13 protein-coding genes are annotated in these 13653 nt (G+C 65.6%); 8 read left to right on the forward strand and 5 right to left on the reverse strand.

Features of this window, described 5'->3' with window-relative positions; genetic code table 11:
* Positions 1-210 precede the first annotated feature (210 nt).
* Positions 211-942 (forward strand): cytochrome c biogenesis CcdA family protein, encoded by a 732-nt coding sequence (locus tag ACVWY5_RS26155; RefSeq protein WP_152977690.1) that lies wholly within the window; start codon positions 211-213, stop codon positions 940-942.
* A gap of 91 nt (positions 943-1033) precedes the next feature.
* Positions 1034-2722, forward strand: coding sequence for a SulP family inorganic anion transporter (locus tag ACVWY5_RS26160; protein WP_028332512.1), 1689 nt, complete (start codon positions 1034-1036; stop codon positions 2720-2722).
* Positions 2723-2842: 120 nt separating this feature from the next.
* Here ACVWY5_RS26160 and ACVWY5_RS26165 read toward each other — a convergent pair whose 3' ends face one another.
* The 3 genes from ACVWY5_RS26165 to ACVWY5_RS26175 all read right to left on the reverse strand — a co-directional run bounded on the left by ACVWY5_RS26165 (position 2843) and on the right by ACVWY5_RS26175 (position 6412).
* Positions 2843-3235: a hypothetical protein gene (locus tag ACVWY5_RS26165; protein ID WP_028332513.1), complete on the reverse strand. Its 393-nt coding sequence runs from the start codon at positions 3233-3235 to the stop codon at positions 2843-2845.
* 236 nt (positions 3236-3471) lie between these two features.
* Entirely contained in the window at positions 3472-4851 is a 1380-nt protein-coding gene (locus ACVWY5_RS26170; protein WP_028332514.1) for a Spy/CpxP family protein refolding chaperone, read from the reverse strand.
* A 136-nt stretch (positions 4852-4987) separates the two neighbouring features.
* The gene (locus ACVWY5_RS26175) at positions 4988-6412 is read right to left on the reverse strand and encodes an FAD-binding oxidoreductase (protein ID WP_028332515.1); all 1425 of its coding nucleotides are present in this window, start codon (positions 6410-6412) and stop codon (positions 4988-4990) included.
* A gap of 160 nt (positions 6413-6572) precedes the next feature.
* Here ACVWY5_RS26175 and ACVWY5_RS26180 point away from each other — a divergent pair, with 160 nt between their 5' ends.
* Positions 6573-7061 carry a thioesterase family protein gene (locus ACVWY5_RS26180; protein WP_028332516.1) on the forward strand — a complete coding sequence of 163 codons (489 nt, stop codon included), beginning with the start codon at positions 6573-6575 and terminating at the stop codon, positions 7059-7061.
* A 41-nt stretch (positions 7062-7102) separates the two neighbouring features.
* On the opposite strand, the gene ACVWY5_RS26185 is transcribed toward ACVWY5_RS26180, so the two are convergent.
* Positions 7103-7276, reverse strand: coding sequence for a DUF1328 domain-containing protein (locus ACVWY5_RS26185; protein WP_016846258.1), 174 nt, complete (start codon positions 7274-7276; stop codon positions 7103-7105).
* A 293-nt stretch (positions 7277-7569) separates the two neighbouring features.
* On the opposite strand from ACVWY5_RS26185, the gene ACVWY5_RS26190 reads away from it, so the two are divergent.
* From ACVWY5_RS26190 to ACVWY5_RS26210, 5 genes are all read left to right on the forward strand, one after another.
* The gene (locus ACVWY5_RS26190) at positions 7570-10134 is read left to right on the forward strand and encodes a UvrD-helicase domain-containing protein (RefSeq protein ID WP_028332517.1); all 2565 of its coding nucleotides are present in this window, start codon (positions 7570-7572) and stop codon (positions 10132-10134) included.
* An 89-nt stretch (positions 10135-10223) separates the two neighbouring features.
* A complete protein-coding gene (locus ACVWY5_RS26195; RefSeq protein WP_028332518.1) occupies positions 10224-10637 on the forward strand; it encodes a hypothetical protein in 414 nt (137 codons plus the stop codon).
* Positions 10634-11326: an OmpA family protein gene (locus ACVWY5_RS26200; protein ID WP_028332519.1), complete on the forward strand. Its 693-nt coding sequence runs from the start codon at positions 10634-10636 to the stop codon at positions 11324-11326. The genes ACVWY5_RS26195 and ACVWY5_RS26200 overlap by 4 nt, the downstream gene beginning before the upstream one ends.
* Positions 11327-11473: 147 nt before the next feature.
* Positions 11474-12397, forward strand: coding sequence for an ABC transporter ATP-binding protein (locus ACVWY5_RS26205; protein ID WP_028332520.1), 924 nt, complete (start codon positions 11474-11476; stop codon positions 12395-12397).
* Positions 12394-13155: an ABC transporter permease gene (locus ACVWY5_RS26210; protein WP_028332521.1), complete on the forward strand. Its 762-nt coding sequence runs from the start codon at positions 12394-12396 to the stop codon at positions 13153-13155. Before ACVWY5_RS26205 ends, ACVWY5_RS26210 begins: the two co-directional genes overlap by 4 nt.
* 144 nt (positions 13156-13299) lie before the next feature.
* On the opposite strand, the gene ACVWY5_RS26215 is transcribed toward ACVWY5_RS26210, so the two are convergent.
* Positions 13300-13629, reverse strand: coding sequence for a hypothetical protein (locus ACVWY5_RS26215; RefSeq protein ID WP_028332522.1), 330 nt, complete (start codon positions 13627-13629; stop codon positions 13300-13302).
* Positions 13630-13653 lie beyond the last annotated feature (24 nt).

Genomic DNA, 13653 nt, shown 5'->3' on the forward strand with positions numbered 1-13653 from the left:
TGAGCGAGGCACCGCCGGAAGGGTTCCCTGCCCCTTGCGAGAGCGGGAGCCGCGCGGCGTGCTCACCTCACCGTCATTCCGCGCCCGCCACGTCAGAGCCGCCCCGCACACGGGCCTGTGACCATAGTTGAAGGCTGCGACGACGAAACTTCTGGATTGTTGGCCGCGTAGACGCCAAGACAGGAGCGCTATTCTGCGAAGGTTTCATTGATGCACGACGTCTCGATCCCGGCGGCCCTGATCGCCGGCCTGGTCAGCTTCCTCTCGCCCTGCGTGCTGCCGCTGGTGCCGCCCTATCTGATCTATTTGACCGGCGCGACCATCGAGCAGGTCAACCAGGACGGCGCCACCGCGGCCTCCAAGCGCGCGGTGATGACGGCGGCGCTGATGTTCGTGCTCGGCTTCTCCACCGTGTTCGTCGCGCTCGGCGCCAGCGCGTCCTTCGTCGGCGGGCTGGTGCGCGCCTGGTCGGCCGAGCTCTCGATCCTGGCGGGCATCGTCATCATCATCATGGGCCTGCACTTCCTCGGCGTGACCCGGATCGGCCTGCTGATGCGCGAGGGCCGGCTGACCGCGCCGAAGCCGATCGGGCTGTGGGGCGCCTACGTCATGGGCCTGGCCTTCGCCTTCGGCTGGACGCCATGCATCGGGCCGATCCTCGCCGCGATCCTCTCGATCGCGGCCGCGGAGGCCACGGTGACAAAGGGCGCCGGCCTGCTCGCGGTCTATTCCGCCGGGCTCGGCATCCCGTTCCTGCTCGCGGCCTTCATGGTCAAGCAGTTCTCCTCGCTGTTCGCGCGGATGAAGCGCCATCTCGACACCGTCGAGCGGGTGATGGGCGTGCTGATGGTGGTCACCGGCATCGGCTTCCTGACCGGCGCAGTCTCGAGCGTCAGCGTCTGGCTGCTGGAAACCTTCCCGGCGCTGCAAAATATCGGCTAGGCCTGCGCGCCAGCCCAGGCTGCCGTCGGCTGGCTTTTGGCCGCGCCATGTCGGACTATCGGGGAATCGCCGCAATCCTCACGGGGCACCGATGGGCCAGGATCGTCAGACGCGCGCCAGCTGGCCGATCTTCCGTTCGCTCAGGGCGTTCCGGCCAAGCGACCTGCCGGGTGACCTGATCGCCGGGCTGACGCTCGCCGCGATTGCGATCCCGGAGCAGATGGCGACCGCGCGGCTCGGCGGCTTCTCGCCGCAGATCGGCTTCTTCGCCTTCATGGCCGGCTCGCTCGGCTTTGCGATGTTCGGCGCAAACCGCTTCCTGTCCTGCGGCGCCGACTCCACGATCACGCCGATCTTCGCCGGCGGCCTCGCGCTGATGGCGACCGCCGGCTCGCCGGACTATCAGGCACTGGCGATGGCGCTGGCGCTGATGGTCGGCGCGATCATGATCGCCGGCAGCCTGTTCAAGCTCGGCTGGATCGCCAATTTGCTGTCGACGCCGGTGACGGTCGGCTTCCTCGCCGGCATCTCGGTCCACATCCTGGTCTCGCAATTGCCCGGCGTGCTCGGCCTGACCACGCCGGACGGGCCGACGCTCTACAAGCTCGGAGTGCTCACCGAGAAGATCGGTCAAACCAATTTCTACACGCTGGCGATCGGCCTCGGCGTGCTGGCGCTGGTCGCCGGATCGGAGAAGATCAGCGCACGCATTCCGGGCGCGCTGATCGGCCTTGTCGTGGCCACCGTCGCCGTGATCGCCGGCCATCTCGAAAGCAAGGGCGTCAGGGTGGTCGGCACCGTGCCCGGGACGCTGCCGACGCCATCGTTTCCGGACATCGCGCCGGAGCGATGGATCAAACTGTTGTCGCTGGCGATCCTGATCGCGGTTGTCGTCATGGTGCAGACCGCGGCGACGACGCGCTCGTTCCTGTCCGATCCGGACAAGCCGGCCGACGTCGATCGCGACTTCCTCGGCGCCGGTGCCGGCAGCCTGCTGTCCGGGCTGCTCGGCGCCTTTCCGGTCAACGCCAGCCCACCGCGGACCGGCATCGTGTCGGAGACCGGCGGACGCACGCAGCTCTCGGGGCTGTTTGCCGCGGCTATCGTGCTTGCGCTGCTCGCCTTCGGCGCGACGCTGCTGCGGCACGTGCCCGACACGGCGCTCGGCGGCGTCCTGCTGTTCGTCGCGCTGCGCATCATCCGCGTGAAGCAGATCGTCGCGATCTTCCGCCAGTCGTTCTATGAATTCCTGCTGGTGGTGGCGACCGCGGCCGCGATCATCGTGCTGCCGATCGAGCAAGGCGTCGCCGTCGGCATCGCCTTGTCGCTGCTGCACGGGATCTGGACCACCACGCGCGGCCAGCTTGCCGAATTCGTCCATGTGCCCGGTACCACGATCTGGTGGCCGACGGGCCCGCACGTCACCGGCGAGCGCACGCCCGGCATTGCCGTCGTCGGCCTGCAGGCGCCGTTGTCGTTCCTCAACGCGGAGAGCTTCCACAGCGGCGTGCTCAAGACCATCGGCGGGGCGACACCCAAGCCGCGGCTGCTGGTGATCGAGGCCAGCGGCATGATCGAGATTGATTTCACAGCGGCGCAGGCGCTGCGCGATCTGTTCCGCGAATGCCGCGGCAACGGCGTGACGGTGGCGATAGCGCGGCTCGAATCCGAGCGCGCGCAGGACGCCTTCGAGCGCTTCGATCTCTACGAGGTGTTGCCGCGGGACCATGTCTTCCACAGCGTCGACGAAGCGGTCCGCACGCTCGGCGGGCAGGCGTAGAGGTTGATGAGATCACTGGCTGCGTAGCCCGGATGGAGCGAAGCGCAATCCGGGATTCTCTCGCGCGTTGATGAACCGTCCCGGATTTCGCTTACGCTCCATCCGGGCTACCGGACGGCCTCAGGCCTGCTCGCCCTCGAGCGTCGGATGCTCCCTCAAAACTTCCGCCTTGATCGAGCCGGCGTGGATGGCGCGCAGCAGCGCTCGCCCCGTCTTGATGTTATTGGCCTTCATGCAGAGACCGACGATCTCGCGCACCGCGGAATCCCGCACCAGCTCGTCGGAGATCTTCATCGCGGTCTCCATCGCGACCTTGGCTGCACGCTCGTAGCGATCACGCTCGATCTGCTGCTTCTTCGCTGAACGCTTGTCCGGCGAGCCGACCGCCTCGGCACAGCCGGCGGCATCGCGGCAGATCGCACGGATCCGCTGCGCAGCTTCGATGTCGCCGAGCGGGTGCGCGACGGGATCGTCCCAGATATCCTTGTGCTCGTCCTTGCTGAACCACCACATCGCCGCACCTTGAAAGCACGGCAAACATAGCTGGCCTTGGCGCAACCTGTGAACCGCAGAGTCGACTCGGTGCCGAGCAAGAGGTGCACACTATGGCCCGGCAGCCACACCCGCGGCGGATCCGCGCGCGAATTGATGTCGAACTCATGGAATAAAGCCCGTTTCGGTTCTGATTGCGTCAGAGCCGAGGCTGCGGGGCTTTTGCTTGCCGCGTTTTCACGCGAACCGACGAGGCTCTAAGCCGATCGTTTCGGCCCGATCGCCTCGAACTGTGCTTTTTGCTCATCGCTGAGCGTGGCGTAGAAATTCTCAAGCGCGGCGCGGACATCCTTGACCGCCTGCAGCATGACGTCGAGCCGCCTGGCAACGAAGGCAAGACGTGCGGGCGGGGTCATCGCCTCGTTGGTCTGGCACGCAGCCTTCAGCTTCCGCGCGGCGTCGGCGCTGGCATCCTGCAGTGCCTGAAGCGCACCGCGCTGGGCGTCGCTGAGCTGCAGCCGCGCCTCGATCTCGCCGGTCGGCCACTCCTGCATCGCCGGCTGTGCGGCGCCGCAGCTCTGGGCGACCGTCGCGTTCGGATCGCGCGCCGCGGCTTCCTTGCGCTGGTTCTCGGCGAGCGCGTTGAGCCGCGCTTTCTGCTCGTCATCGAGCAGGCCGTAGAACTTCTCCATCGGAGGCTTCACGATACCGACCGCGGTGACCATCGCTTCGATCCGCTGCTGCATGGCGGCGAGCCGGTTCGGCGCCGTCAACACCACCTGCGCGGGACATGCCGCGCGAATGACCTGGGCAGCCGCAAGCGACGCGTTGCCGAGCTCGCCGAGCGCCGCCGATTGCGCTTCGGTCGGCTGCACCGTATCCGCGATCTGATCTACCGGCAGGCCGGCGACCGAACGGCTGTCATTGCCGCACATCTGCTCGATGCGCCCGCCGCCGCGGTAACGGCGGCCCGTCCGGCGCTCCGGCAGATAGCCCCTGAGATCGTCATACCCATAAGGCCCGAAGATGCCGGCATAGATGTCCGGATAGCCGTAGCCCCAGAATCCGATGTCGTCGCCCCAGATCGCGTAGTCGTAGATGTCGTTGTACGCGAACGGCCAGAACAGCGGGCCGACCCAGCCATAGCCGCCGCCGGGATGCTGCCACCAGCCGTTGGCGACAGTCCCGCCGTGCCAGCCGGCGAGCGCCGCGGCCGCGGCGATCTGCGCACGCGCCGCCGGGTTGCTCAACAGCCGGCCGTTGCGCAATGCGCCGTTGCGCGACAGCGAGCTGAACGCATTGCGCATATGGCCTGGCGCGATCGCGGCATTGCGCATCCGGCCGAAATTGCCGCCCCCGCGCGATGCGAAGGCGCCGTGGCCGGCGAAGCCTGATCGCGAGATCGCATGCGAGCGGCCGAACCCGCCATGATGGCCGCCGCCGAAATGCATGTGGCCGAAGCCATGCCCGCCACGTCCATGGCCACCACCGTGCCCATGGCCACCGCCATGTCCATGGCCGCCGCCATGCCCTCCGCCATGGCCGCCACCATGCCCACCGCCGCCTCGGGCGATCGCGTCGCCCGACAGCGCCATCGCAAGCACCACGACCGCAATTCCGATTGCCCGTCCGATCACGACGTCCTCCCTCCGCGCACCACACACGTCGCGGCAACACAGTGCAACACAAGAGAGACGCCGGGCGGGCGGAAAAGTTCCGCGCGTGAAACGCGCCGCCCGCGGGCTCGCGAACGCTGCGCGGCGTGACGACGCCTCAGGCGGCCGGGACGATCTTTCCGGGATTGAAGATGTTTTGCGGGTCGAGTGCCTGCTTCAGCGCCCGCATCGCGTCGAGCGCCTCCGGGCCGAGCTCGGCCTGCAAGTATTTCTGCTTGCCCTGGCCGATGCCGTGCTCGCCGGTGCAGGTGCCGCCCATAGCCTGGGCGCGCTCGACCAGGCGGTGCATGAACTCCTCGCCGCGCGCCATCTCGCCCTTGTCGTTGACGTCGCAGAGCAGCGAGCAGTGGAAATTGCCGTCGCCGACATGGCCGACGATCGGCGACAGCAGGTTGAGCCGCTGCAGATCCTCCTCGGTCTCGGTGACGCAGTCGGCGAGCCGCGAGATCGGCACGCAGACGTCGGTCGCGACCACGCCGATACTGTCGCCGGGTCGCAGCGCCTTCACCGACCAGTAGGCGTCGTGCCGGGCCTGCCACAGCTTGGTGCGGTCTTCAGGCTTGGTGGTCCAGGTGAAGTCGCCGCCGCCGCATTCGGCGGCGATGTCGCGGAAATTCTTCGACTGTTCGGCGACCTCGACCTCGCTGCCGTGGAATTCCAGCAGCAGCAGCGGCGTCTCCGGCAGCGACAGCTTCGAATAGCTGTTGCAGGCTTTCACCTGCGCGGCATTGAGCAGCTCGATCCGGGCGACCGGAATGCCGGTCTGGATCGCGAGGATTGTGGCCTGGCAGGCGCCACGCACCGTGTCGAACGAACAGGCCGCCGCCGCGATCGTGTCGGGAATGCCGCGCAGACGGATGGTCAGTTCGGAGATGATGCCGAGCGTCCCTTCGGCGCCGACGAACAGATGCGTCAGGTCGTAACCGGCCGACGACTTCTTGGCGCGCGTGCCGGTCGTGATGATCTCGCCGTCGCCGCGCACCACCTTCAGCGCCAGCACGTTCTCGCGCATGGTGCCATAGCGCACCGCGTTGGTGCCGGAGGCACGGGTCGAGGTCATACCGCCGAGCGAGGCGTCGGCGCCGGGATCGATCGGAAAGAACAGGCCCTGGTCGCGCAGATGCTCGTTGAGCGCCTTCCGCGTCACGCCGGGCTGGATCACGCAGTCGAGGTCCTCGGCATGGACCTCGAGCACCTTGTTCATGTCGCGCAGATCGATGCAGATGCCGCCCGCGGGCGCGTTGACCTGACCCTCGAGCGAGGTTCCGGTACCGAAGGCGATGACCGGCACGCGATTGGCGGCGCAGATTCGTACCACGTCCTGGATGTCGGCGGTTTCCTGCGCCATCACGACAGCGTCCGGCGGCTGGGTCGGCAGCCATGTGGTGGTATGGGCGTGCTGTTCGCGCACCGCCTGCGACGTGACGAGCCGGTTGCCGAACCGCGCCGCCAGCGCGTCGATCGCGCGCTTCAGGGCCTGCGGATCAGGTCGCGTCACATTGCCCGAAATCGTTGTCGCCACGTCAAATTTCCTCCCACCTTTAGCCGACCGTGGCAAAGCTTGTATAAGGGGTCAAGAGAGCCTGGCTTGAAAAAGTGGACGCCGGAGTCACAGAAAAGCTCATGCTCGAACGCCAACGAACGGGGGACGGATCATGACTTCAGCGACTGCCACCAGCGAGATGCCGCTTCCATCGGCCCCGTTCAGATCCTCGGTGATGCAGATCGAGCCGCAATGGATCGACTACAACGGCCATCTCAACATGGCTTACTACAATGTGATGTTCGACCGCGCCATCGACGAGATGTGGCTGCAGCTCGGCATCGGGCCGGACTACATGAAGGCGCGGCACTGCTCGACCTTCACCGCCGAGTGCCACGTCCGCTATCTCCGGGAAATTCATCTCGGCGATCCCGTGCAGGTCCAGGTCTACCTGCTCGGCGCCGACGAGAAGCGGCTGCACACATTCGAGGAGCTGCGCCATGCCACCGAAGGCTGGCTCTCCGCGACCTCGGAAAACCTCACGCTGCACATCGACATGGAGGCGCGCAAGGTGGCGCCGTTTCCGCCCGATATCCGCGCCCGCGCACAAGCGATCGTGGACAGCTATGTGGGCGTATCGCGTCCCGAGGGCATCGGCCGCAACGTGGCGATGCCCTCGGCGAAGTAGCATGGCGTTGCAAGCGAAGCGGCCGCCGGTTGGCGGCCTCGCTAGACCCTTGTGCGACCGCGCACCAATCCGACCACCGCCGACACCAGAAACAGGATGACGGCGATGAAGAAGATCGCCTTGGCGATTTCGACGGAGGCGCCGGCGATGCCGCCAAAGCCCAAAATGCCCGCGATCAGGGCGATGACCAGGAACGTGACGACCCAGCTCAGCATGATCAAAACTCCGCTTCGTTTTCCCTGTTGTTGCTTGGCGCGGACCTCTGCCCGGCGCCGCACCCGTTGAAACAATCCGGCGGGGAAATGCTGGTTCCTGAGCATGAAACCGCGAAATTTTCGCCGATTTCCGGAACCGGGATCGAGTGCGGGCTGCTGCCAAAAGCGTTCCCGTCAGCCGCGATAAAACCTGTCAAAACGGCCGATCAGGCCCTATATGGCCTTCAATCCCTGTTAAGAAGGCTCCCCTTCACCATCCTGCGGTGCCATCGTGGGGCCGAGACGATTCGCCAATGACCGAGCCGAGCAAATTGCCCCATCACGGCGTTCCCGAGCACCAGCCGGCGGCTGGCGGCATCGCCGCGCGTGCGCGGGCGGCGGCCGGTCCGCAATATCTGAGCGGCCTCAATCCGGAGCAGCGCGAGGCGGTCGAGACGCTCGACGGTCCGGTGCTGGTGCTTGCCGGCGCCGGTACCGGCAAGACCCGCGTCCTGACGACGCGCATCGCGCATATCCTGAGCCAGGGCCGCGCGCGGCCGCACGAGATCCTGTCGGTGACCTTCACCAACAAGGCAGCGCGCGAGATGAAGCTGCGGCTCGGGCAGATGCTCGGCCAGGCGGTCGAGGGCATGCCGTGGCTCGGCACCTTCCACTCGATCGGCGGCCGCATCCTGCGCATCCATGCCGAGCTGGTGCAGTTGAAATCCAACTTCACGGTGCTCGACGTCGACGACCAGGTGCGGCTGTTGAAGCAATTGCTGCAGGCCGATAACATCGACGACAAGCGCTGGCCCGCGCGGATGCTGGCCGGCCTGATCGACGGCTGGAAGAACCGCGGATTGTCGCCGTCGCAGGTGCCGGCGGGCGAAGCCGCCTCGTTTGGCAACGGCAAGGGCGGCAAGATCTACGCGACCTATCAGGAGCGATTGAAGATCCTCAACGCGGCCGATTTCGGCGACCTGCTGCTCGAGAACATCCGGCTGTTCCGCGAAAATCCCGATGTGCTGCGGCAGTACCAGAACCGCTTCAGGTTCATCCTGGTCGACGAATATCAGGACACCAACGTCGCGCAGTATCTGTGGCTGCGCCTGCTGTCGCAGGCGCCGTCGCGGCCGGAGCGTCGCCTTGCCGACGTCATTCCGGGGCGCATCGAAGATGCGAACCCGGAATCCAGAGGTCATGAGGACTCAGCTCGAGATTCCGGGTCTGCCCCTACGGCGCATCCCGGAATGACGGAGAACGCGGCTGCAGCCTCCGCCTCGCCACCGAAGAACATCTGCTGCGTCGGCGACGACGACCAGTCGATCTATGGCTGGCGCGGCGCCGAGGTCGACAACATCCTGCGCTTCGAGCACGATTTCCCCGGCGCCAAGGTCATCCGCCTCGAGCGCAATTACCGCTCCACCGGCCACATCCTGGCCGCGGCCTCGCATCTGATCGCGCATAATGAAGGCCGGCTCGGCAAGACGCTGCGCACCGAGGATGTCGACGGCGAGAAGGTCACCGTCACCGGCTCCTGGGATTCGGAAGAGGAAGCGCGCGCGATCGGCGAGGAGCTCGAGGAGCTGCAGCGCACAGGTGAAAACCTCAACGACGTCGCCATCCTGGTGCGCGCCTCGTTCCAGATGCGCGAGTTCGAAGACCGCTTCGTCACGCTCGGCCTGCCCTACCGCGTGATCGGCGGCCCCCGTTTCTACGAGCGCGCCGAAATCCGCGATGCGCTGGCCTATTTGCGCACCATCAATTCGCCGGCCGACGATCTCGCCTTCGAGCGCATCGTCAACGTGCCCAAACGGGGACTCGGCGACGCCACCGTGCAGCTGCTGCACGACCATGCCCGCAAGCGCCGCATTCCGCTGTTCGAGGCGGCGCGCGCCGTGGTCGAGACCGACGAGCTGAAGCCGAAGGCGCGCGGCTCCTTGCGCGATCTCGTCATGCAGTTCGACCGCTGGCGCGCCCAGCGCGAGGTCACCTCGCATACCGAGCTCGCCGAGATCGTGCTCGACGAGAGCGGCTACACCGAGATGTGGCAGAAGGACCGCTCGGCTGATGCCGCCGGCCGGCTGGAGAACCTCAAGGAGCTGGTGCGCTCGATGGAGGAATTCGAGAACCTGCAAGGGTTTCTCGAACATATCTCGCTGGTGATGGACCGCGACGGCGATGCCGGCGACGAGGCGGTGTCGCTGATGACGCTGCATTCGGCGAAGGGGCTGGAATTCGACAACGTCTTCCTGCCGGGCTGGGAGGAAGGCCTGTTTCCGAGCCAGCGCACGCTTGACGAACAGGGCCGCGCCGGGCTCGAGGAGGAGCGCCGCCTCGCCCATGTCGGGCTGACCCGGGCGCGCCGCCGCGCAAAAATCTACTTCGCCACCAACCGCCGCATCCATGGCACCTGGTCGACCACGATTCCCTCGCGCTTCCTCGACGAGCTGCCGGCGCACAATGTCGAAATCACCGAATCCAAGGGCGGATCGGGCTGGGGCGGCAGCGGCGGTTACGGCGCCTCGCGCTTCGACAACCTCGAATCATTCGGCTCGAGCTATTCGACCCCGGGCTGGCAGCGCGCCCAGGCCAACCGCAACCGCGGCGGGGGCCGTAGCGGCAGCGGCTTCGAGGAGCGGCAATCCTCCTTTTCCTCCGAAAGCTTCAATCGCACCAAGCGCGGCCCGATGGTGATCGAGGGCGAGCTGGTGGCGAAGTCCACCGGCACAACGTCGGATTTTTCGCTGGACGACCGGGTATTTCACCAGAAATTCGGCTACGGCCATGTGGTGAAGATCGACGGCAACAAGCTGACCATCGCCTTCGAAAAGGCCGGCGAGAAGAAGGTGGTCGACAGCTTTGTGGAACGGGTGTGACATAGCGACCTTCTTTGGCGACCTTCTTTGGCGGCCTTCTCTGTTGGTAGCCCTTGACCCCAGTTGATTTCATGGGTTGAGATGGCCCCATGGTCCGGGGAGGGGTTTTCCTTTTTGTCATCGCGCTCACTGCGCCGTCGCTGGCGGTCGCGGAGACGATGAGCTTTGGCGATTCTGCAGCGCAACTGGCCAAGGCCTGCGGCGCCGACATCACCGCCAACTGCCGCGGCGTCAATCTCGACTCCAACCGCCTCAAGGAATGCCTGTCGCGCAACCGCGACGTGATATCGCCGCAGTGCAAGGAGAGCTACTTCTCCACCCTCGATGCGATCCAGAAGCGGATCGCGGCGCGCGTCACCGTTGCGAATGCCTGCACCCGCGAGATCGTCAAGGTTTGCGGCGGCTCGACCAAGGAGACCAGCAAGTCGGTGCCCTGCCTCGTCAGCGCCAAGGGCCTCAGCCGCAACTGCACCCAGGCGATCAATGACGCGGGGTATCAATGATGCGGCTGTCGAGGCGAGGCTTGCGCGATCCTGGCCTTTTGGCCCTGCTGGGCACGCTGGCTTTGCTGGTGATGCCGATTTCACTGGGGCGTGCACAGACCGCCATCACGCGCGACGACGTCATCGCCAAGCTCAATCATTACGAGACAGATGCCGAGATCGATGTCCCCGCGCTGCGCCAGCAGGTGGCCGAACGATCGAAGTCGCGATCGAAGAACGAGCCACCGCCCTCGAAGCGGCCGCCGATCGCTCCAGATCTGACCAAGCTGCCGACGTTCAACGTCGACATCGCGTTCGACGTCGACACGCCGATCGTGCTGCCGGAATCGTATCAGACGGTCGGGCGGATTGCCGATGCGCTGACGCACTCCTCGCTGCTGCCCTACACCTTCCTGATCGTCGGCCACATCGAATCGACCGGACGACGCGAGAACAATGTGCTGCTGAGCCAGCGGCGCGCCGACGCGATCCGCGACATCCTGGTCAACACCTTCAAGATCACCGCGAAGCGCCTGCAATCGGTCGGGCTTGGCGAAGAGCAGTTGCTCGACCCGACCAAACCCAACGCGCCGGTCAACAACCAGGTGCAGATCATGCTGGTCGCGAAGGTCGCCGACAGCGCGCCGCCCGCGCACCCGGCCCCGGCGGCCGCCGCCAAGAAGCCGGCGAAATCAGCCAAGAAGCACTAGCGCGGCCTTTCCGCCATACCGCAGAATGAATTTTCTGCCCCGGCGGGTGATTGCAGAACGGATCATACGTCCCTATCTGCGCTTGACCCGCATCCCGCCCGGGCCCCAATCCGCGCGCACCCCCTCCCTCACGCTCACCGACTCTTCATGTCGCCGATCATCTCCGTTTCCAATCTTTCGAAAACCTATGGCTCCGGCTTCAAGGCGCTGAAGGGCATCAATCTCGATATCGTCAAGGGCGAGATCTTCGCGCTGCTCGGGCCGAACGGCGCCGGCAAGACCACGCTGATCAGCATCATCTGCGGCATCGCCAATCCGAGCGAGGGCCGCATCACGATCGGCGGGCACGACATCATCGCCGACTATCGCGCGGCGCGGTCGATGATCGGGCTGGTTCCGCAGGAGCTGCACACCGACGCGTTCGAGTCGGTGTGGGCGACCGTCAGCTTCAGCCGCGGCCTGTTCGGCAAGCCGAAGAACCCCGCCCATATCGAGAAGGTGCTGCGCGACCTGTCGCTGTGGGACAAGAAGGACGACAAGATCATCACGCTGTCCGGCGGCATGAAGCGCCGCGTGATGATCGCCAAGGCGCTGTCGCACGAGCCGCAGATCCTGTTCCTCGACGAGCCGACCGCCGGGGTCGACGTCGAATTGCGCAAGGGCATGTGGGAAGTTGTCCGCACGCTGCAGGCGGCCGGCGTCACCATCATCCTGACCACGCACTACATCGAGGAAGCCGAGGAGATGGCCGACCGCATCGGCGTCATCAACAAGGGCGAGATCATCCTGATCGAGGACAAGGCGACCTTGATGCAGAAGCTCGGCAGGAAGGAGCTGACGCTGCAATTGCAGAACAAGCTCGAGGCCATTCCCGATGTTCTGTCTGCCTACAATCTCGAACTGTCCGACGACGGCCGCACCGTGACCTATGACTACGATACCAAGGGCGATCGCACCGGCATCACCAGCCTGCTCAACGATCTCCGCAATGCCGGCATCCGCATCTCCGATCTCGATACCAAACAAAGCTCCCTCGAAGACATCTTCGTCAGCCTCGTGAGGGCGCCATGAACTACCGCGCAATCCGGGCCATCTATCTGTTCGAAATGGCGCGCACCTGGCGCACGCTGCTGCAGAGCATCGTCTCGCCGGTGGTGTCGACCTCGCTGTATTTCGTGGTGTTCGGCGCCGCGATCGGCTCGCGCATCACCGAGGTCGAGGGCGTCAGCTACGGCACCTTCATCGTGCCGGGGCTCGTGATGCTGTCGGTGCTGACTCAGAGCATCTCCAACGCCTCGTTCGGCATCTACTTCCCGAAATTCGTCGGCACGATCTACGAGATCCTGTCGGCGCCGATCTCCTATTTCGAGATCGTCATCGGCTATGTCGGCGCCGCCGCCACCAAGTCGATCATCCTCGGCCTGATCATCCTGGCGACCGCCGGACTTTTCGTCCCCTTGCATATCCAGCATCCGGTGTGGATGCTGACGTTCCTGATGCTGACGGCGGTCACCTTTAGCCTGTTCGGCTTCATCATCGGCATCTGGGCCGACGGCTTCGAGAAGCTGCAGATGATCCCGATGCTGGTGGTGACGCCGCTGACCTTCCTCGGCGGCAGCTTCTATTCGGTGAACATGCTGCCGTCGGGCTGGCGCACCATCACGCTGCTCAATCCCGTGGTCTATCTGATCTCCGGCTTCCGCTGGAGCTTCTACGAGATCGCCGATGTCAGCGTGCCGCTGAGTCTCGGCATGACCGTGGGCTTCCTGGTCGCCTGCATGGCCATCGTGGGGTGGATCTTCAGGACCGGCTACCGGCTGAAGAACTGAATAAGCTTCAGTAGCCCGGATGGAGCGAAGCGCAATCCGGGACCTTATTGCCAAGCCTGCAGAACCCGGATTTCGCGGAGCCTGTCATCGGGCCCGCGTTCGCGCGACCCGTTGGCTCCATCCGGGCTACAGGTTCTTCAACGATCAGTAGCAGTGGAAATAGCCGTGGCGGTAATAGCCGCGGCAGCGGTGGCCACGGCGGTAACCGCGATCCGGGATGCCGAACACGCCCTTTACCGCGCCCATGGCGCCACCGACACCGGCGCCGACGGCACCGCCGACCACGCCGCCCACCGGACCGGCGACCCGGTTGCCCTCATAGGCGCCCTCATGGGCGCCGCGGACGATGCCTTGGGCATGGCCGGCATGCGGGGCTGCGACCAGCGTCAAAGCGAGGGCTGCGGCCGCAAGCAGGAGCCGCGCGGAGAGGCCGGCTGGGACGACGGCCGCGGTCTTCACCTTGGTGTTGTTCATCTGGATTCCTTGATGCGCGGCGCG

Source organism: Bradyrhizobium sp. USDA 3256 (assembly GCF_054058275.1).

Coding starts and splice junctions, on each gene's coding strand:
- ACVWY5_RS26210 (WP_028332521.1), top strand. CDS start 12,394: ATGAACTACCGCGCAATCCGGGCCATCTATCTGTTCGAAATGGCGCGC.
- ACVWY5_RS26165 (WP_028332513.1), bottom strand. CDS start 3,235: ATGTGGTGGTTCAGCAAGGACGAGCACAAGGATATCTGGGACGATCCC.
- ACVWY5_RS26195 (WP_028332518.1), top strand. CDS start 10,224: ATGGTCCGGGGAGGGGTTTTCCTTTTTGTCATCGCGCTCACTGCGCCG.
- ACVWY5_RS26160 (WP_028332512.1), top strand. CDS start 1,034: ATGGGCCAGGATCGTCAGACGCGCGCCAGCTGGCCGATCTTCCGTTCG.
- ACVWY5_RS26180 (WP_028332516.1), top strand. CDS start 6,573: ATGCCGCTTCCATCGGCCCCGTTCAGATCCTCGGTGATGCAGATCGAG.
- ACVWY5_RS26190 (WP_028332517.1), top strand. CDS start 7,570: ATGACCGAGCCGAGCAAATTGCCCCATCACGGCGTTCCCGAGCACCAG.
- ACVWY5_RS26215 (WP_028332522.1), bottom strand. CDS start 13,629: ATGAACAACACCAAGGTGAAGACCGCGGCCGTCGTCCCAGCCGGCCTC.
- ACVWY5_RS26200 (WP_028332519.1), top strand. CDS start 10,634: ATGATGCGGCTGTCGAGGCGAGGCTTGCGCGATCCTGGCCTTTTGGCC.
- ACVWY5_RS26155 (WP_152977690.1), top strand. CDS start 211: ATGCACGACGTCTCGATCCCGGCGGCCCTGATCGCCGGCCTGGTCAGC.
- ACVWY5_RS26205 (WP_028332520.1), top strand. CDS start 11,474: ATGTCGCCGATCATCTCCGTTTCCAATCTTTCGAAAACCTATGGCTCC.
- ACVWY5_RS26185 (WP_016846258.1), bottom strand. CDS start 7,276: ATGCTGAGCTGGGTCGTCACGTTCCTGGTCATCGCCCTGATCGCGGGC.